Origin of the sequence: Serratia sp. BNK-23 (assembly GCF_047456145.1) — a bacterium.
Classification (GTDB): Bacteria; Pseudomonadota; Gammaproteobacteria; order Enterobacterales; family Enterobacteriaceae; genus Serratia; species Serratia nematodiphila.
This window is the reverse complement of the sequence record NZ_CP179900.1, coordinates 2731230-2749499: the sequence shown is the minus strand read 5'-3', so window position 1 is coordinate 2749499 and position 18270 is coordinate 2731230. Positions and strand designations below refer to the sequence as shown.

General features: G+C 59.7%; 16 protein-coding genes. 11 read left to right on the top strand and 5 right to left on the bottom strand.

What is annotated here, in order from left to right:
* The first annotated feature begins 323 nt into the window (after positions 1 to 323).
* From arnB to ACMGF9_RS12925, 11 genes are all read left to right on the top strand, one after another.
* Positions 324 to 1478: a UDP-4-amino-4-deoxy-L-arabinose aminotransferase gene (arnB, locus tag ACMGF9_RS12975; RefSeq protein ID WP_021505481.1), complete on the top strand. Its 1155-nt coding sequence runs from the start codon at positions 324 to 326 to the stop codon at positions 1476 to 1478.
* Positions 1465 to 2445, top strand: coding sequence for an undecaprenyl-phosphate 4-deoxy-4-formamido-L-arabinose transferase (arnC, locus tag ACMGF9_RS12970; protein WP_015377702.1), 981 nt, complete (start codon positions 1465 to 1467; stop codon positions 2443 to 2445). Before arnB ends, arnC begins: the two co-directional genes overlap by 14 nt.
* Positions 2445 to 4427 carry a bifunctional UDP-4-amino-4-deoxy-L-arabinose formyltransferase/UDP-glucuronic acid oxidase ArnA gene (gene arnA / locus ACMGF9_RS12965; protein ID WP_031300477.1) on the top strand — a complete coding sequence of 661 codons (1983 nt, stop codon included), beginning with the start codon at positions 2445 to 2447 and terminating at the stop codon, positions 4425 to 4427. Before arnC ends, arnA begins: the two co-directional genes overlap by 1 nt.
* Entirely contained in the window at positions 4424 to 5329 is a 906-nt protein-coding gene (gene arnD / locus ACMGF9_RS12960) for a 4-deoxy-4-formamido-L-arabinose-phosphoundecaprenol deformylase (RefSeq protein ID WP_004931406.1), read from the top strand. The genes arnA and arnD overlap by 4 nt, the downstream gene beginning before the upstream one ends.
* Positions 5326 to 6990 (top strand): lipid IV(A) 4-amino-4-deoxy-L-arabinosyltransferase, encoded by a 1665-nt coding sequence (gene arnT / locus ACMGF9_RS12955; RefSeq protein WP_021505478.1) that lies wholly within the window; start codon positions 5326 to 5328, stop codon positions 6988 to 6990. Before arnD ends, arnT begins: the two co-directional genes overlap by 4 nt.
* Positions 6987 to 7331 (top strand): 4-amino-4-deoxy-L-arabinose-phosphoundecaprenol flippase subunit ArnE, encoded by a 345-nt coding sequence (gene arnE / locus ACMGF9_RS12950; RefSeq protein ID WP_004931404.1) that lies wholly within the window; start codon positions 6987 to 6989, stop codon positions 7329 to 7331. The genes arnT and arnE overlap by 4 nt, the downstream gene beginning before the upstream one ends.
* Positions 7328 to 7720, top strand: a complete 393-nt coding sequence (gene arnF / locus ACMGF9_RS12945) for a 4-amino-4-deoxy-L-arabinose-phosphoundecaprenol flippase subunit ArnF (protein ID WP_044031356.1) — start codon at positions 7328 to 7330, stop codon at positions 7718 to 7720. The genes arnE and arnF overlap by 4 nt, the downstream gene beginning before the upstream one ends.
* Positions 7721 to 7896: 176 nt before the next feature.
* The gene (locus ACMGF9_RS12940; RefSeq protein ID WP_016927954.1) at positions 7897 to 8361 is read left to right on the top strand and encodes an NlpC/P60 family protein; all 465 of its coding nucleotides are present in this window, start codon (positions 7897 to 7899) and stop codon (positions 8359 to 8361) included.
* A 59-nt stretch (positions 8362 to 8420) separates the two neighbouring features.
* On the top strand, positions 8421 to 9434 hold the full coding sequence (locus tag ACMGF9_RS12935; RefSeq protein ID WP_088381525.1) for a lipoate--protein ligase A: 1014 nt from the start codon (positions 8421 to 8423) through the stop codon (positions 9432 to 9434).
* 510 nt (positions 9435 to 9944) lie between these two features.
* Positions 9945 to 10676 (top strand): EAL domain-containing protein, encoded by a 732-nt coding sequence (locus tag ACMGF9_RS12930; RefSeq protein WP_075684728.1) that lies wholly within the window; start codon positions 9945 to 9947, stop codon positions 10674 to 10676.
* A gap of 245 nt (positions 10677 to 10921) precedes the next feature.
* The gene (locus tag ACMGF9_RS12925) at positions 10922 to 12364 is read left to right on the top strand and encodes a protein adenylyltransferase SelO (RefSeq protein ID WP_099982167.1); all 1443 of its coding nucleotides are present in this window, start codon (positions 10922 to 10924) and stop codon (positions 12362 to 12364) included.
* Positions 12365 to 12397: 33 nt separating this feature from the next.
* On the opposite strand, the gene ACMGF9_RS12920 is transcribed toward ACMGF9_RS12925, so the two are convergent.
* From ACMGF9_RS12920 to ACMGF9_RS12900, 5 genes are all read right to left on the bottom strand, one after another.
* Entirely contained in the window at positions 12398 to 13183 is a 786-nt protein-coding gene (locus ACMGF9_RS12920) for a heme ABC transporter ATP-binding protein (RefSeq protein WP_099982168.1), read from the bottom strand.
* A complete protein-coding gene (locus tag ACMGF9_RS12915) occupies positions 13176 to 14180 on the bottom strand; it encodes a FecCD family ABC transporter permease (protein ID WP_016927948.1) in 1005 nt (334 codons plus the stop codon). Before ACMGF9_RS12915 ends, ACMGF9_RS12920 begins: the two co-directional genes overlap by 8 nt.
* Positions 14180 to 15010, bottom strand: coding sequence for a heme/hemin ABC transporter substrate-binding protein (locus ACMGF9_RS12910; RefSeq protein ID WP_015377710.1), 831 nt, complete (start codon positions 15008 to 15010; stop codon positions 14180 to 14182). The genes ACMGF9_RS12915 and ACMGF9_RS12910 overlap by 1 nt, the downstream gene beginning before the upstream one ends.
* Positions 15007 to 16044, bottom strand: coding sequence for a hemin-degrading factor (locus tag ACMGF9_RS12905; protein ID WP_015377711.1), 1038 nt, complete (start codon positions 16042 to 16044; stop codon positions 15007 to 15009). The genes ACMGF9_RS12910 and ACMGF9_RS12905 overlap by 4 nt, the downstream gene beginning before the upstream one ends.
* Positions 16045 to 16110: 66 nt before the next feature.
* Positions 16111 to 18183, bottom strand: coding sequence for a TonB-dependent hemoglobin/transferrin/lactoferrin family receptor (locus tag ACMGF9_RS12900; RefSeq protein ID WP_015377712.1), 2073 nt, complete (start codon positions 18181 to 18183; stop codon positions 16111 to 16113).
* Positions 18184 to 18270 lie beyond the last annotated feature (87 nt).

The following is an 18270-nucleotide window of genomic DNA, read 5'->3' as shown; positions in this document are numbered from 1 at the left end:
ATTGTGCTGCCTCTCATTTTCTCGTGAGTTTTCTTGAAAAACGCCAATGACGTGCTACGCTTGATTCGGCAAAAATAAAATACGTAAGTAATTATTAAAAAATATAAGAAATTGATTTACATAATAAAATTAAATTAATGATGACGGCGCCTTCCTATCAGTTCTCCCACTGATGACAAGTCTCGTCTTAAGGTTTAGTTAAGCTTGCGGCCTTACATTGGCAGTTAATCCACGGAAACGATTCTTCTCTGGCGTTTAATATTCGTTAAACGAAAGGGATTTACAGTGTCATCAAAAGCAGTTCGATACGTTTGGGGTTAACTATGGATCAATTTTTGCCTTTCTCTCGTCCGGCCATTGGCGACGAAGAAATCGCCGCGGTAGAGAAAGTGTTGCGTTCCGGCTGGATCACCACCGGGCCGCAAAACCAGCAACTGGAAAATGACTTCTGTTCCACTTTCGGCTGTAAGCACGCCATCGCCGTCAGTTCCGCCACCGCCGGCATGCACATCACGCTGATGGCGCTGGGCATCGGGCCCGGCGACGAAGTCATCACCCCTTCGCAAACCTGGGTTTCCACCCTCAACATGATCGAACTGCTGGGCGCTACGCCGGTAATGATCGACGTTGACCGTGAGACCTTGATGGTCAGCGCCGCCGATGTCGAGGCTGCCATCACCCCGAAAACCAAAGCGATTGTTCCAGTGCATTATGCCGGCGCCCCCCTGCAGATGGACGCTTTGCGCGCCGTGGCCGAACGCCATCGTCTGCCGTTAATCGAAGACGCCGCCCATGCGGTCGGCACGCGTTACAACGGCGAATGGGTCGGCGCGCGCGGCACGGCGATTTTCTCGTTCCACGCGATTAAGAACGTGACCTGCGCCGAAGGCGGCCTGATCGCCACCGACGACGATGCGCTGGCGGATCGCCTGCGTTGCCTGAAGTTCCACGGCCTGGCCGTCGATGCCTTCGATCGCCAGCAGCTGGGCCGCAAACCGCAGGCCGAAGTGGTGGAGCCGGGGTACAAATACAACCTGTCCGACATTCACGCGGCGATCGCCGTGGTGCAACTGTCGCGCTTCGCCGAGCTGAACGCGCGCCGTAAGGCGCTGGCGCAGCGCTACCTGAGCGCGCTGGAAGGCTCGCCGTTCCAGCCGTTGGGCGTGCCGGATTATCCGCATGACCACGCCTGGCACCTGTTTATGGTGCGCGTCGATCCAGCGCGTTGCGGTATCGATCGCGACCAGCTGATGGAGCGCCTGAAAGAGGTTGGCATCGGCACCGGGCTGCATTTCCGCGCCGCGCACACCCAGAAATTCTACCGTGAGCGCTATCCGCAGCTGTCGTTGCCGAATACCGAATGGAACTCGGCGCGGCTGTGCACCTTACCGCTATTCCCTGATATGACCGACGCCGACGTGGATCGCGTGGTCAATGCCTTGTCTTCTGTTGTGGAGTCTTTACGTGTCTCGCGTTGAACCGATTAAAAAAGTGTCGGTAGTCATTCCGGTATACAACGAGCAGGAAAGCCTGCCGGCGTTGCTGGAGCGTACTACTGCCGCCTGTAAGCAGTTATCTCAACCTTATGAAATCATCCTCGTCGACGATGGCAGCAGCGACAACTCCGCTGACATGCTGACCGCGGCGGCGGAAAAGCCGGACAGCCACGTGATCGCCGTTTTGCTGAACCGCAACTACGGCCAGCACTCGGCGATCATGGCCGGTTTCAACCAGGTGACCGGCGATCTGGTGATTACGCTGGACGCCGATCTGCAGAACCCGCCGGAGGAGATCCCTCGTTTGGTCAGCGTGGCGGAAGAGGGCTATGACGTGGTGGGCACCGTGCGCGCCAACCGTCAGGACTCCTGGTTCCGCAAAAGTGCCTCGCGCGTGATCAACATGATGATTCAACGCGCCACCGGCAAGTCGATGGGGGACTACGGCTGCATGCTGCGCGCCTACCGTCGTCATATCGTTGAGGCGATGCTGCACTGTCATGAGCGCAGCACCTTTATCCCGATTCTGGCGAACACCTTCGCCCGTCGCACGACCGAGATCGACGTACGCCATGCCGAACGCGAGTTTGGCGACTCCAAGTACAGCCTGATGAAGCTGATCAACCTGATGTATGACCTGATCACCTGCCTGACCACCACGCCGCTGCGTTTGCTCAGCGTGGTCGGCAGCATCGTGGCGCTGTCCGGGTTTGTGCTGGCGCTGGTGCTGATTGCACTGCGTCTGCTGCTCGGCCCTGAATGGGCCGCCGGCGGCGTGTTCACCCTTTTCGCCGTCCTGTTCACCTTTATCGGCGCCCAGTTTGTCGGCATGGGGCTGTTGGGTGAATACATCGGCCGTATCTATACCGACGTGCGTGCGCGTCCTCGCTATTTTGTTCAGAAAGTGGTCGGTGCACAGCATGACCACAATACTCAGGAAGAAGAATGATGAAAGCTATTGTATTTGCTTACCATGATATTGGCTGCGCAGGTCTGAAAGCGCTGACTGAGGCGGGTTATGACGTGCAGGCCGTGTTCACGCACACCGACGACCCTGGTGAGAACAACTTCTTCTCCTCTGTGGCCCGTTTGGGCGCCGAATTGGATCTGCCGGTCTATGCGCCGGAAGACGTAAATCACCCGCTGTGGGTTGACCGCATTCGCGCACTGCAGCCGGACGTGATCTTCTCGTTCTATTACCGCCACATGCTGAGCGACGAGATCTTGTCGCTGGCGCCGCAGGGCGGTTTCAATCTGCACGGCTCGTTGCTGCCGCGTTACCGCGGCCGCGCGCCGGTGAACTGGGCGCTGGTGAATGGCGAAACCGAAACCGGCGCCACGCTGCACAAAATGGTGAAACGCCCGGACGCCGGTGACATCGTCGGTCAGCAGAAAGTGACCATTGCCGACAGCGACACCGCGCTGACGCTGCACAAAAAAGTGCTGGAAGCCGCGCAGATCGTGTTGAAAGAGCAGCTGCCGAAACTGAAGAACGGCACCGCCACTTTCACCCGGCAGGATGAGTCTCAGGCCAGCTACTTCGGTCGCCGCACCCCGGCGGACGGTGAGATCCTGTGGCACAAATCCGCCAAAGAGATCAACAACCTGGTGCGCGCCGTCACCGAGCCGTACCCGGGTGCCTTCAGCCACCTCGGTCAGCGCAAGCTGATCGTCTGGCGCTCTCGCGTGCTGGACACCCAACACGATAAACAGCCGGGCACCGTGCTGAGCACCTCGCCGCTGGTCATCGCCTGTGGCGAAGGTGCGCTGGAGATCGTTGCCGGTCAGAACGACAGCGGTCTGTATGTGCAGGGCAGCCGCCTGGCGCAGGAAATGGGTATCGTCACCGACGTGCGTTTGGCCGCCAAGCCGAATGCCGTAATGAAACGCCGCACCCGCGTGCTGATCCTCGGGGTCAACGGCTTCATCGGCAACCACCTGACCGAGCGCCTGCTGCGCGATGACCGCTACGACATCTACGGTCTGGATATCGGTTCCGACGCCATCAGCCGCTTCCTCGACAACCCGCGTTTCCACTTTGTGGAAGGCGACATCAGCATCCACTCCGAGTGGATCGAGTATCACATCAAGAAATGCGACGTGGTGCTGCCGCTGGTGGCGATCGCGACGCCGATCGAATACACCCGTAACCCGCTGCGCGTGTTCGAGCTGGACTTCGAAGAGAACCTGAAGATCGTTCGCGACTGCGTGAAATACAACAAGCGCATCATCTTCCCGTCCACATCTGAAGTGTACGGCATGTGCGACGATAAAGAGTTCGACGAAGACCATTCGCGTCTTATCGTCGGGCCAATCAACAAACAACGCTGGATCTACTCGGTCTCTAAACAGCTGCTGGATCGGGTGATCTGGGCTTACGGCGCCAAAGAAGGCCTGAAGTTCACGCTGTTCCGTCCGTTCAACTGGATGGGGCCGCGCCTGGATAACCTGGACGCTGCGCGCATCGGCTCTTCCCGCGCCATCACCCAGCTGATCCTCAACCTGGTGGAAGGTTCGCCGATCAAACTGATGGACGGCGGCGCGCAGAAACGTTGCTTCACCGACATCAACGACGGCATCGAAGCGCTGTTCCGCATCATTGAGAACCGCGACGGCCTGTGCGACGGCCAGATCGTCAACATCGGCAACCCGACCAACGAAGCGAGCATTCGCGAGCTGGCGGAAATGCTGCTGGAAAGCTTCAACAACCACCCGTTGCGCGATCGCTTCCCGCCGTTTGCCGGCTTCAAGGACGTAGAGAGCAGCAGCTACTACGGCAAAGGTTACCAGGACGTCGAGCACCGCACGCCGAGCATCAAAAACGCTCACCGCCTGCTGGGTTGGCAGCCGACCATCGAGATGAAGCAAACCGTCGCCGATACGCTGGACTACTTCCTGCGCACAACCGTTCAGGAAGGGAACGGTGCATGAAGAAAGTCGGTCTGCGGGTTGATGTAGATACCTTCAGCGGCACCCGTGAAGGGGTGCCGCAGTTGCTGGACCTGTTCGAAAAGTACGACATTCAGGCCAGCTTCTTCTTCAGCGTGGGACCGGACAACATGGGGCGCCATCTTTGGCGCCTTTTGCGTCCGAAATTTCTGTGGAAAATGCTGCGTTCGAACGCCGCCTCGCTGTACGGCCTGGATATTCTGCTGGCCGGCACCGCCTGGCCGGGGCGCAATATTTCGCGCGCGTTGGGGCCGCTGATGAAGCGCACCGCCGAAGCCGGCCATGAAGTCGGGCTGCACGCCTGGGATCACCAGGGCTGGCAGGCCAAGGTCGGCAAGTGGAGCGAGGCGCAATTGACCGAGCAGGTGCAATTGGGCGTCGACGCCCTGAGCGCCTGCACCGGCCAGCCGGTGAAATGCTCCGCCGTGGCGGGCTGGCGCGCCGATACGCGCGTGCTGGAGGTCAAGCAGCGCTTCGGCTTCCATTACAACAGCGATTGCCGCGGCACCCATCCGTTTCGTCCGGTGCTGAGCGACGGGCGTCACGGTACGGTGCAGATCCCGGTGACGTTGCCGACCTTCGATGAAGTGATTGGCAGCGAAGTCAGTATGGCCGACTTCAACGACTATATTCTGCGCGCCATCGAGAACGATCGCGGCGTACCGGTGTACACCATTCACACCGAAGTGGAAGGCATGTCGCAGACGGCGATGTTCGAACAGTTATTGCAACGCGCACAGCGGCAGGGCATCGAATTCTGTCCGCTGAGCGCGCTGTTACCGCAAGATTTGGCGTCACTGCCGTTGGGCCGCATCAAGCGCGCTCCTTTCCCCGGCCGCGAAGGTTGGCTGGGCTGTCAAACCGATGTGAAGGACGTTACATGAAGGCGCTAAAAGGATCCTGGGCCATTCTGCTGGCCGTTTTTTTTGCTCTGGTTTACCTGATCCCGCTTAATGGCCGCCTGCTGTGGCAGCCGGACGAGACGCGTTATGCCGAGATCAGCCGTGAAATGCTGCAGCGCGGCGATTGGGTGGTGCCGCATCTGCTGGGGCTGCGCTATTTCGAGAAGCCGGTAGCGGGTTACTGGTTCAATAACATCAGCCAATGGCTGTTCGGCGAAAACAACTTTGCGGTGCGCTTCGGCTCGGTGTTCAGCACCGGCATGACCGCGCTGCTGGTGTTCGCGCTGGCGATGCTGATGTGGCGCAATGCGCGGCGCGCCAGCCTGGCGGCGCTGATGTTCCTGTCGATGGTGCTGGTGTTCAGCATCGGCACTTACAGCGTGTTGGATCCGATGATTTCGCTGTGGCTGGCGGCGGCGATGGTCAGCTATTACCTGACGCTGAAGGCTTCCTCGGTCAAGGGCAAGCTGGGCGCTTACGCCTTGCTGGGCCTGGCCTGCGGCATGGGCTTTATGACCAAGGGCTTCCTGGCGCTGGCGGTGCCGGTGATCGCGGTGATCCCGATTGTCATTCAGCAACGTCGCATCAAGGATCTGCTGTGCTACGGCCCGGTGGCGATCGTTACCGCCACGTTGCTCAGCCTGCCGTGGGCGCTGGCGATCGCGCAACGTGAGCCCGATTTCTGGAATTACTTCTTCTGGGTCGAGCACATTCAGCGCTTCGCCGAAGATAACGCCCAGCACAAGGCGCCGTTCTGGTATTACCTGCCGGTTCTGCTGGCGGCGGTGCTGCCTTGGCTGGCGCTGCTGCCCGGCGCGCTGCTCAAAGGTTGGCGCGAGCGCGTACAGCGTCCGGAGCTGTTCTTCCTGCTGAGCTGGGCGCTGATGCCGCTGATCTTCTTCAGCATCGCCAAAGGCAAGCTGCCGACCTACATTCTGCCGTGCATGGCGCCGCTGGCGCTGCTGATGACCGCCTATGCGGAAGACTATGCCGCCACGCTGCGCGCCAGGCTGTTCAAGGCCAACGCCTGGTTGAACGGCCTGTTCGGGCTGATTGGCATCGTGGCGCTGGTGGTGTTGAGCTCCGGTCTGCTGCCGAAAGCGCATCTGTTTACTCCCCAGGAGTGGCCGAAAGTGGTGCTCGGCCTGATCGCCTTCGGCGGCTGGCTGCTGTTCGCACTGGTTTCTGCGCGCGATAACGGCCGCCAATGGCGCTGGGCGGCGGCTTGCCCGGTGCTGCTGTGCCTGGTGATCGGTTACGCCATTCCGCAACAGGTGACCGATTCCAAACTGCCGCAAAACTTCGCCCGCGCCACGATGGCCGAACTGAGCGACAGCCGCTATGTGTTGAGCGACAGCGTCGGATTGGCGGCCGGCCTGGCCTGGGAACTGAAGCGCAGCGACGTGCTGATGTACAGCCAGAAAGGCGAGGTGGCCTATGGTCTGGAGTATCCGGACGCCAAGGGGCACCTGATCAGCGATGCCGACTTCCCGCAGTGGCTGGCGCAGGCGCGCAAGCAGGGAAATGTGTCGCTGGTGTTGCAGCTGTCCCGTGATGAAGCGCTGCCGCAGGAGCTGCCGGCCGCAGACAAGGTGGATCGTATGAACCGCTTGGTGCTGATGTGGTATAAACAGCAACCATGATCGGTTTTTTGTTGGTGATAGTGGTCAGCCTGCTCACCTGTGGTGGGCAGCTGTGCCAGAAACAGGCGGCGCACTGCTGGGAACGGGCAGACGAGGCGCGGCTGAAACAGACGCTGCGCTGGTTGGCGCTGGCGGTGTTGCTGTTGGGGCTGGGCATGGCGGTGTGGCTCAATGTGTTGCAACGCCTGCCGCTCAGCCTGGCTTACCCGATGCTCAGCCTGAACTTCGTAATGGTGACGCTGGCGGCGCGCTGGCTGTTTCATGAGCCGACAACCGTTCGCCACTGGTGCGGCGTGGCGTCGATTATGCTGGGGATCCTGCTGATGAGCGTGCATTCATGAGGGGCTATGCCTGGGGCGCCGCCAGCGTGTTGCTGGTGACGCTGGCGCAGTTGCTGATGAAGTGGGGCATGGTGCAAATCCCGCTGATGTCGTTCGCCGACGTCTCGTTGGCGCTGATCGGCGACTACTGGCTGCCGCTGCTGGCGGTGGGCGGTGGCATCTTCGGTTATGCGCTGTCGATGCTGTGTTGGTTCTTTGCGCTGCGCCATCTGCCGTTAAACCGCGCTTATCCTCTGCTGAGCGTCAGCTATGCGTTGGTTTACCTGGCGGCGGTGATCCTGCCGTGGTTTAACGAATCCGCTACGCTGCTGAAAACGTTGGGCACGCTGTTTATTCTGTTCGGCGTCTGGCTGATTAACAGCAAATCCGAGACCAAATCGCCGCAATAGGGCCAAAACCGGCGATCCTGCTATTATCTCCCTCATGGCGCTTGCCTTTTTCCCCGTGCGGGAGATAAATTAACGCGAAATAGCGCTCTCCTTACGTGGTGCCGGCTTTGCCTCGCAGGCAGTGTAGTGGTGTACCGAATGGCATAATGCGGCAACGTGTTCAATGAAGGGATATTATGCGGATGCGTGTGTGGTTTTTATTAGCCAGTTTAATCCTCGCCGGGTGTAGCAGCCATGCGCCGCCGCCCAGCGGCCGCCTGGCGGATTCTATCGTGGTGGTAGCCCAGCTCAATGAACAACTGCGCCAGTGGTACGGCACGCCATACCGTTACGGCGGCCTGGATCGCGGCGGCGTGGATTGCTCCGGGTTTGTTTACCGCACGTTCCGCGATCGCTTCGACATGCAACTGCCGCGTTCGACCGAAGAACAAACCTCACTGGGCACCAAGGTTTCACGCGATGAGCTGATGCCGGGCGATCTGGTGTTTTTCAAAACCGGCGGCGGTGAGAACGGCCTGCACGTCGGCATTTACGATACCAACGACCAATTTATCCATGCGTCGACCAGCCGCGGGGTGATCCGCTCCTCGCTCGATAACGTCTACTGGAAGCGGGTGTACTGGCAGGCGCGACGCATTTAGCCTTAACCCGTTGATTTGGTGTATCATGGCGGCATCTCGTGTTTTGAACGGTGCCTGCCATGAACAGCCTGCGTTTACTGATCTCCGACTCCTACGACCCCTGGTTCAACCTGGCGGTGGAAGAGTGCATCTTCCGCGAAATGACCACGCAAAAAATTCTCTTCCTGTGGCGCAATGCCGAAACGGTGGTGATTGGCCAGTCGCAGAACCCCTGGAAAGAGTGCAATACCCGGCGTATGGAGCAGGACGGCATTCGGTTGGCGCGGCGCAGCAGCGGCGGCGGGGCGGTATTTCACGATCTGGGCAATACCTGCTTCACCTTTATGGCCGGCAAACCGGGCTACGACAAGAGCGTCTCGACCGACATCATTCTGCAAGCGCTGCGGCAGTTGGGCGTCACAGCCGGCGCGTCGGGGCGCAACGATCTGGTGATGGAAACCGCCGACGGGCCACGCAAAATATCCGGCTCGGCCTATCGAGAAACTCAGGATCGCGGTTTCCACCATGGCACGCTGCTGCTGAATGCCGATCTGGAACGGCTGGCGGACTACCTGAACCCGGATCCCAAAAAGCTGCAGGCCAAGGGTATCACTTCGGTGCGTTCGCGCGTCGCCAACCTGGCGGAGTTTTTGCCGGGCATCAGCCATGAGCAGGTATGCGACGCTATCGTGCAGGCCTTCTTCGCCCACTATGGCGAAACGGCCGAGCCGGAGATCATTTCGCCGGATGTATTCCCCGATCTGCCCGATTTTGCCGCGCAGTTCGCCAAACAGAGCAGTTGGGAATGGAATTTTGGCAAGGCGCCGGCGTTCAGCCACTTGCTCAACGAGCGTTTTGTCTGGGGCGGCGTAGACCTGTTCTTCGATGTGGAGAAGGGGGCGATTGTTCGCGCGCAGGTATTCACCGACAGCCTGAATCCCGCCCCGCTGCAGCGGTTGGCGGAGATGCTGGTAGGCTGCGCGTATCGAAGCGAGTCCGTTGCCGCTTGCTGTGACCGGCTGATGGCGGACTATCCTCAGCAGGCGGCCGAATTAACCGAGCTGCGGCAATGGCTGAGCGAAACGATCCGCTAGCGCAGGCCTGATGATGAAGGGATGAGCGTGCTCATCCCTTTTTTTATCGCTGAAATCGACGTTTTGCATGGTGGTAGCGCAGATTTTCTGAAAATCAAGGTGGGCATTTTTTTACGTTTTCAATGCCGCGAATAACGGGCGGAATTGATGCGTTATTAAATTTAATCAGTCGTCGTTAACGGCAGGGAAAATTGGCGTTAAGAAGGAAAGATTATTTTACTTTATTTAGGATTTTTCTTAAATAAAACAAAGGAGATAAGTCAAATTTAGTCATAAATCCATTCAACTTAAGTCAAATACCTTTTCGCATAACGCGTTTGGCGGCTACCTTGGCATAAGTCCGGCTGCTTTTCTTTGCGCCTTTTACGATTGTCGTATAGCTTTAATCTATCAATTAAATGATATTTCATGGGTATTTACATTGATATTTCCGATTAATCCCAGAGGGATTGATCGATAAAATGTATTGATATACGATGATACGCTAGCCATTCATCCTGTGGCATTAAAATGAACATCCAACTCGAAGCTGACTTTATTAGTAGCTATGTTTTTCAACCTGTTTACTCAATGGAGGGCGGGCTGTTGGCGGTGGAAATGTTGAGCCGTTTCAACAGTCCCGACGGTGATTTAGCCATGCCGGCCGAAATTGGGATTAATTTATTGGCGCCTGAACAAAGGATTGAGTTATTTAATGAGCAACTGAAACTTGCGGAGCAGCATGCGGCTTGGTTTACCGATAACAACGTACAGTTGACCATCAATATCGAAGAAACCATCGTTGAGCTTATTCTTTCCGATTCGGCGTTGTGCCAAAGGATCGGGCAATATCCTTTTATTGCATTTGAAATGAGTGAGAGTTTTCCGAATCTTTCGGCCGGTAAGAACAACCCGAGCGTGCGGCGATTAAGCGAAATGTTTACGCTGTGGCTCGATGATTTCGGTTCCGGTAAGGCCACGTTGACCGCGTTGTACGATGGTTTGTTTGACTACGTAAAGATAGACAAACGTTTTTACTGGCAGCTGTTTACCCATCAGGGGTATGACGTGGTCATCGACTCGTTGTTAAAGAATATCAACCTGTTGTGTAAAGGCGTGATCGTCGGAGGAATAGAGAAAAAAGAGTACTTTAATAAACTCAGATACGCCGGTGTTTTAGGCCTGCAAGGTTTTTTATGGCCCAGCGTTGGTGTGGATAATCTGCAAGCTTTGCTGACGATGCCCAGCGAGTTCAATAATTAAGAAGTGATACAAAAAAACTACACACAATGAGGTAAATAAGCGACGGGGTGATGTTTAGCGTGATTCAGTCGCCGTTATTCCCCCACGTTTTTGCTGATAACCGCGTTTGTCAGCCGACGTTCAGCGCGTTTCCTCACGCGAAACCTCCCGCATCCGTTCTGGCGACAGGCGGATGCGTTCTCCCTGCATTCCTTCGGTGTTAATCCTCCCGTTCAGGCTCTACACTACGCTGAAACGGAGGGCCTATGCCGCAGTTCGATAACGCTTACTACCAACAACTACCCGGTTTTTACACCGCCCTGAACCCGACGCCGCTCAAGGATACGCGCCTGCTGTACCATAGCGAGCCGCTGGCGCGCGAGCTGGGGCTGGATGAAAGCTGGTTTACTCAGGATAAAACCCCGATTTGGGCGGGAGAAACGCTGCTGCCGGGCATGCAGCCGCTGGCGCAGGTGTACAGTGGCCACCAGTTCGGCGTGTGGGCCGGGCAACTGGGCGATGGCCGCGGCATTTTGTTGGGCGAACAGGTCATGGCGGACGGCAGTCACCGCGACTGGCACCTGAAGGGCGCCGGGCTGACGCCATATTCACGCATGGGGGATGGCCGCGCGGTGCTGCGTTCGGTTGTCCGCGAGTTTCTGGCCTCTGAGGCGTTGCACCATCTGGGGATCCCCACCACGCGTGCGTTAACTATTGTCACCAGTCAACAACCGGTATACCGCGAGCAGCCGGAACGCGGCGCGATGCTGCTGCGGGTGGCGGAAAGCCATGTGCGCTTCGGTCACTTCGAACACTTTTACTACCGCAAACAGCCGGAGCAGGTGCGGCAACTGGCGGATTTCGTCATCGCCCGTCACTGGCCGCAGTTGCAGGATCAGGCCGATCGTTACCTGTTGTGGTTTACCGACGTGGTCGAACGCACGGCGCGCCTGATCGCCCATTGGCAAACCGTCGGATTCGCCCACGGCGTGATGAACACCGACAACATGTCGATTCTCGGCATCACCATCGATTACGGCCCTTACGGCTTCCTCGATGACTACCAGCCCGGCTATATCTGTAACCACTCCGACCATCAAGGGCGTTATGCCTTTGATAATCAGCCGGCGGTGGCGCTATGGAACCTGCATCGTCTGGCGCAAACCTTGTCGGGGCTGATGACCGCCGAACAGCTGCAGCAAGCGTTGGCGGCGTATGAACCGGCGTTGATGCGCGCCTATGGCGAACAGATGCGCGCCAAACTGGGCTTCTTCACGCCGACGGCGCAGGATAACGACGTGCTGACCGGCCTGTTGAGCCTGATGGCCCAGGAAGGGCGGGACTATTCCCGCACGTTCCGCCTGTTGAGCGAAACCGAACAGCAACAGGCGCAGTCGCCGCTGCGCGATGAGTTTATCGACCGCACGGCCTTCGACGCCTGGTATCAGCAATATCGTCAGCGTCTGCAGCAGGAGCAGGTCAGCGATGCGGAGCGGCAACGGGCGATGAAGGCGGTGAACCCGCGGCTGATCCTGCGCAACTACCTGGCCCAGCAGGCGATTGAGGATGCGGAGAAAGACGACGTCGGCCGTTTGCAGCGGTTGCATCAGGCTCTGCTGAGGCCGTTCGACGATGCGCCGGAGTATGACGATCTCGCCGCGCTGCCGCCGGACTGGGGCAAGCATCTGGAGATTTCCTGCTCCAGCTGAGATGAAAAAGGGCGCCTAATGGCGCCCTTGACGTTATTGACGCAGGTAGACCTGCGGCAGCGGCACTTCGGGATGATGCACCACGCTGAGATCGGCCTGATACCAGCGGGTGAGGATCTCCGTCTGCAGCACCTCCTGCGGCGTGCCGCTCGCCACCAGGCGCCCCTGATGCAACAGCAGGATCCGATCGGCATACAGCGCTGCCAGATTAAGATCGTGCAGCACGCAGCAGACGCCCAACGGCTGTTGGCGCGTGAGCGAGCGCAGCAGGCGCAGGGTGTGCTGCTGGTGGTACAGATCCAGCGCCGAGGTCGGCTCGTCGAGAAACAGCCAGGTGGGGGACGGCTGCGGCTGCCACAGCTGCGCCAACACCCGCGCCAGTTGCACCCGCTGCTGTTCACCGCCGGACAGCTGGCGGTAGTCGCGCTGCGCCAGCGCCAGGCAGTCGGTTTGCGCCATTACCTGCTGGATCGCCTGGTGCTCGTCGCGTTTGCCGTGCGGTGCCCGCCCCATGCTGACCACTTCTTCCACGCTGAAGGGAAATGCCAGATCGCTGTACTGGCGCATCACGGCCCGGACTTTGGCCAACTGTTGCGGCGCCCAGTGTTCCAGCGGGCGGCCAAGCAGCCGGCATTCGCCGCAGTCCGGCGTCAGATAGCCGGTCAGCAAGCGCAGCAGCGTCGATTTTCCGGCGCCGTTAGGGCCGATAATCGCCACCATTTCACCGCCGGCGAGGCTGAGCGAAACGTCGTTGATCAGGCGGCGCGTACCGAGGCTGTAGCGCAGCTCCCGGGCCGTGAGGTTGGCGGCGTTATCCACCGGTTCGCTCCCGCTGGCGCATCACCAGCCACAAGAAGTAAGGACCGCCGATCAGGCTGGTCATCAACCCCACCGGCATTTCGGCCGGCGCCACCAGCGTGCGCGCCAGCGTATCGCTGACCAGCAACAGGCAGGCGCCGCCCAGCGCGGAGCAGGGCAGCAGCCAACGGTGATCGCCGCCGAGGCGCATGCGAACCAGATGGGGCACCACCAGACCGACGAAGCCGATCACGCCGCTCATCGCCACCGCCGCGCCGATCAGCAGGGCGCTCAGCAACAGCAGCTGCAGCTTGGCGCGCTGGACGTTCACCCCGAGGTAGTGGGCCTCTTCATCCCCCAGCTGCAACAGGTTCAGCCGGCGCGCCTGCAGCAGCGTCAGCAGCGCCGTAGGCAAAATCAGCGAGGCGGAAACGGCCAGCGTCGGCCACTGCGACTGGCTGAGGCTGCCCATCATCCACAGCGAGAACTGGCGCAGCTGTTGATCGCTGCTGACGTAGGAGAGCACGCCGATGGCCGCCATGCACAGGGCGTTGATCGCGATGCCCGCCAGCAGCAGCCGCGACAGATTGCCGTGCCCGCTGCGGCTGATGCCGTAGATCAACAGCGATACCAGCAGGCTGCCGAGGAACGCCGCCAGCATGTGGCCATACAACGCGATCGTCACCGGCAACGCCAGCGGCATCACGATGAACAGCGCGACAAACAGCGCGCCGCCGCTGCTGATGCCCAGCAGGCTAGGATCCGCCAGCGGGTTGCGGAACAGCCCCTGCATCACGGCGCCGGACACCGCCAGCGCGCAGCCGATCACCACCGCCAGCAGCACGCGCGGCAGGCGGATGTTCAGCCAGATGTGCCAGGCGGCGTCGCTGAAAGGTTCGCGCCACAGGGTGCGAAACGACAGCGTCAGCGCGCCGAGATTAGCGGCGACCAGCGCCAGCAGCGTCAGCAGCACCAGCAGACCGATGATGGCCAGCTGAGGCGAGGTGCGGCAGCGCATTACTTTTGCTCCGCCGCGTGGCGCAGCTTGGCCAGCGCCGCCGGCGTTTCCAGGCCGAAGCCTAACAGCGCCATGTCATCGACGATCAGCACGCGCCGCTGCTTGCCCGCCGGCGTCAGCGCCAGGCCCGGCAGCGTCCACAGCTGCTGTTCGCCGCCGAGGGTGCGCACGCCGTCGGTGGTGACCAGCAACAGATCCGGCGCGCTGGCGATGACACCTTCCTGCGACAGCGGGCGGTAGCGGTCAAAGCCCTGCATGGCGTTTTTCAGGCCGGCGGCGGCGATCACCGCGTCGGCGGCGGTGTGTTGCCCGGCCGCCATCGGTGTAATGCCGCCGTGGCTCATGACAAACAACACCTTCACCGGCAGCGGAGAGGTGTCGACCGCCGCCAGCTGTTGTTGATAGCGCTCGCTCAGCTGTTTGCCTTGCTCAACGCGTTGCAACGCGGCGGCGATCGCGGCGATCTTCTGCGGCACCGCCTGCAGGGTGGTGTCACCCGGCACGCTGACCACTTTGACGCCGCTGTCCGCCAGCTGTTTGAGCACCAGCGCCGGCTGTGCCAGCTCGGTCGTCAGCACCAGCGTCGGCTTCAGCGCCAGAATGCCTTCGGCGTTCAGCTGGCGCATATAGCCGACGTCCGGCAGCTTTTTCACCGCTTCCGGGTGCAGGCTGGTGCTATCGCGGGCGATCACGTCGTCGCCGGCGCCGAGCGCAAAGGCGATTTCCGTCACGTCGCCGCCGATCGAGACGATGCGCTGTGCCGCCGCGGCGGTGAGCGGCAGCGCCAGCGTCATCATCAGCGCCAGGCGGCGGATTAAGGAAGATTTCATGCGGCGATGTCCTTGGCGGCGAGCGCGGCAACCTGCTCGCGCCACTGGGTTTGTTCCGGCTGACCTTCGGTACGCTGGCCATACAGCTGCGCAATCTGCGTGCCGTCGGCGGCGAACAGCTCCAGGCTGGTGACGATGCCGTCCTTGGTCGGTTTGCGGGTGATCCAGCTTTCGGCGATGGCGCCTTCAATCAGATGCAGCGTGAAGCGGCGATTGAACACGTTGATCCAACCTTCCTGCGGCATCAAACGTTCGATCTGGCCGGTGAAAATCTGCACGCAGCCGCGGTTGCCGACGAATATCATGATCTCGTTTTGCTGCTGCTGCGCCGCTTCCAGCAGCTGCGACAGCGCGCTGTTGTCCACCTGATAGGCCAGATCGTCGCCGACGGCGCGGAAGGCCTGCTGGCGCGTGAGTTTATTGCGGCTCAGCAGCTGGAAGAACTGGTGAACGTCGGTCATCGCGCGCCATTCAGCGTCGATTTTGGCATGATCCTGCGTCGTTTCATCCGAGGTGCTCGCCTCGGCGGGCTGCAGGGCCAGCGCCGGGTTTTCTTCGCTCAGATGGCGCTCCACCAGTGCCATCCAGGCCGGCAGATCGGTTTCCTCGGTGGTGTAGACCTTGTGCAGCGCATCGCCCTGTTGGTCGAAGAACTGGATGCTGTGGCGCACGCCGCGTTTGTTGGTTTCGCTCATGGCGAAAACGCTGGTCCAGTGGTTGAGGAACAGACGCAGATCCAGCTCGCGCGGGTTGAGGATCAGCCCGGCGTGGCCGTTAAGGTGCTGGTTGCGGTAGCGGCCCATCTGCTCATGCACCGCATAGCTGTTGCGGGTGATGGATTTGGTGACGCCCACTTGCTCAAGCTCGGTCAGCAGGGTGCGCGCGTCGGCCTGCAGGCGGCGGGCGTCGTGACCGACGCGGGCGTGCGTCAGCTCCGCTTCGCTGACGCCAAGGATCGCCGCCAGATCGCGGGCGTATTTGCCGGGGTGATCGATTTTAGCCTGTTGGTAGCGTTCGTATAGGGTGTTGCTCATGCCGGATTCTCCTGCGCTGTAATGCGAACGGCGGACAATCGGGTTGTCCGCCAGATAGTCAAATGATTACCACTGGTAGCTGACCAGCAGTTTGGCGTTGCGGCCATCCTGCGGGATGCCCTGCGGCGAGTAATATTCTTTGTCGAAGGCGTTGCCCAACACCACGGTGGTGGTCATGCCCTGCAGACGGTCGCGGCCCTTGTAGCTCAGATAGAAGTCGTTGACGCCATAACCGGCTTGTTCGGCCGTGCCTGTCTCCACGCGCGTCGCGCGTTCGGCGAAGGTGGCGACCCAGCCGGCAGACAGACCGGTTTCGCCCAGCGGCACGTCCAGCGAGCTGGTGACGGTGTCCGGATTGATGCTGCTTAACCAGTCACCGGTCGCTTCATTTTTGCCACGGGTGCGGTTGTAAGCCAAATCCCAGCCGAACCAGGGGGTTTTATAGCTGAGCGTAGCGTCCCATCCCCAGATTTTGGCGCGATCGACATTGGTCGAGAAGGTGGTGCAACTGATGCAGTAAGGGCCGCGCGGACCGCGTCCCAGTTCCATCGTGACATCGGTGGTGATGTAGTCCTTGGCTTTGGTATCGAAATAGCTGGCTTTGAACTGCAGGCTATCATCGGCCAGCATCAAATCATCGAAACGCAGACCAAACCCGTACTCTTGGGTCTCGTTGGTTTCCGGCTTCAAATTCGGGTTAGGCACCCAATAGTTGGTGATGGTGGTTGGCCCCATTGGAATTGAGAAGTGCTTGGAGTCGTTGTACATCTCACCCATCGTTGGCGCGCGGAACGCCTGAGAATAGGAGCCGAACAGCATCAGCCAGTCGGTAGGCGTAATGCTGACTGCGCCGCGTGAGGACCATTTGTTCGCATCCACATCGGCATAGCCGTCGCTTGAGCCCTTGTAATTGTCATAGCGGGTGCCGGCGAGCAGGGTGACGGGCAGATCGCGCAGCGTGATTTCGTCCTGCAGCCAGCCTGAAGCGAAATTGATTTTTGCGTGCGGGAAACTTTCGGTAGCGCCGCCCGGCGTTTGCTCCTGTTTGTAGGCCTCGGTGCCGTAGGTCAGCAGATGTGAAGCGAAAGTATCCGCAAACAGGCGCGTGCGGTTTTCGAGTTTGACGCCTTTCGTGGTTTGTTTACGCGCTTCATCCTCGCTGCCATTGGCGTGAGCGTTAATTTTCACGTCTGAATAATACACTTTCGCTTCCGCATCCAGCCAATCCTGGCCGATCGGCTTCAGTTTGTAACTCAATGCCGCGTCGCGTTGAATCGTCGAACGATCGGTCATTAAGTTTCCACTGGAGCTGGCTGGTGTTTGCGGGTTTTTCGGCTCCTGGGCGCTGTTGTTGTAGTAGCGCAGGTTGCCGCTTAGCGACTGGCTATTGTCGATCTTCCAGGTGCCTTTAGCCAGCACGTTGCTGATGGTTTCGTCGTTAGGCGCATCGAAGCCGTTGCCCTGACGAAGATCGCCGACGTCGCGGGTGCCGAACGACAGCAGGCCGTCGAGGTTATCGGTCTTGCCGTAGGCGCTGGCGCCCATGCCCAGGCTGTGGTCGCCGGTGCCGGCGGTGCCGTAGACGCGGAACCCACTATCCTGGCCCGGCAGCAGCAGATCGGCGGCATCGACGGTCTCATAAGACACTACGCCACCCAACGCGCCGCTGCCGTACAGCAACGCGGAGGGGCCGCGCACGATTTCAATGCGTTTCACTAACGCAGGATCCAAAAAAGTGCCGTTAATATGGCCGGTATCGGTCCCCTGGCGGATGCCGTCAACTAACGTCAGCACGCCACGTCGGTCGTAACCGCGCATCATGAGATCCTGCCCATTGCTGCGCCCGGAACCCGTGACGGTAATGCCCGGCACGCGCCGCAGCATATCGGCGGCGGTGCCTGCAGTTTGACTTTCCGGCGAGTTGCCTTCGATGACCGTGACCATCATCGGCGCTTCAAAGCTGCTGCGTTGGTTGCCGGTGGCGACCACGGTCATGGTCTCGTCGGCGTTTTTGGCCGCTGCCGCGTTGGAAGAAGTTGTTGTGCTGGTGTTTTGTGCCAAGGCCACCGTAGGCAGAGCGCAGGCAATCGCCAGACTCAACGCGGAAAAACGCAGCCGGGTGGAAAATGTCAGAGGCATGGTGCAACTCTCCGTATGTAATAAAACATATCAATAGATTTGCTGGCTGCCTGGATCAAACGATCGGGGTGGCTGGCGTTTGAGGGT

Coding starts and splice junctions, on each gene's coding strand:
- arnB (WP_021505481.1), top strand. CDS start 324: ATGGATCAATTTTTGCCTTTCTCTCGTCCGGCCATTGGCGACGAAGAA.
- arnA (WP_031300477.1), top strand. CDS start 2,445: ATGAAAGCTATTGTATTTGCTTACCATGATATTGGCTGCGCAGGTCTG.
- arnD (WP_004931406.1), top strand. CDS start 4,424: ATGAAGAAAGTCGGTCTGCGGGTTGATGTAGATACCTTCAGCGGCACC.
- arnT (WP_021505478.1), top strand. CDS start 5,326: ATGAAGGCGCTAAAAGGATCCTGGGCCATTCTGCTGGCCGTTTTTTTT.
- arnE (WP_004931404.1), top strand. CDS start 6,987: ATGATCGGTTTTTTGTTGGTGATAGTGGTCAGCCTGCTCACCTGTGGT.
- arnF (WP_044031356.1), top strand. CDS start 7,328: ATGAGGGGCTATGCCTGGGGCGCCGCCAGCGTGTTGCTGGTGACGCTG.
- ACMGF9_RS12940 (WP_016927954.1), top strand. CDS start 7,897: ATGCGGATGCGTGTGTGGTTTTTATTAGCCAGTTTAATCCTCGCCGGG.
- ACMGF9_RS12935 (WP_088381525.1), top strand. CDS start 8,421: ATGAACAGCCTGCGTTTACTGATCTCCGACTCCTACGACCCCTGGTTC.
- ACMGF9_RS12930 (WP_075684728.1), top strand. CDS start 9,945: ATGAACATCCAACTCGAAGCTGACTTTATTAGTAGCTATGTTTTTCAA.
- ACMGF9_RS12925 (WP_099982167.1), top strand. CDS start 10,922: ATGCCGCAGTTCGATAACGCTTACTACCAACAACTACCCGGTTTTTAC.
- ACMGF9_RS12915 (WP_016927948.1), bottom strand. CDS start 14,180: ATGCGCTGCCGCACCTCGCCTCAGCTGGCCATCATCGGTCTGCTGGTG.
- ACMGF9_RS12910 (WP_015377710.1), bottom strand. CDS start 15,010: ATGAAATCTTCCTTAATCCGCCGCCTGGCGCTGATGATGACGCTGGCG.
- ACMGF9_RS12905 (WP_015377711.1), bottom strand. CDS start 16,044: ATGAGCAACACCCTATACGAACGCTACCAACAGGCTAAAATCGATCAC.
- ACMGF9_RS12900 (WP_015377712.1), bottom strand. CDS start 18,183: ATGCCTCTGACATTTTCCACCCGGCTGCGTTTTTCCGCGTTGAGTCTG.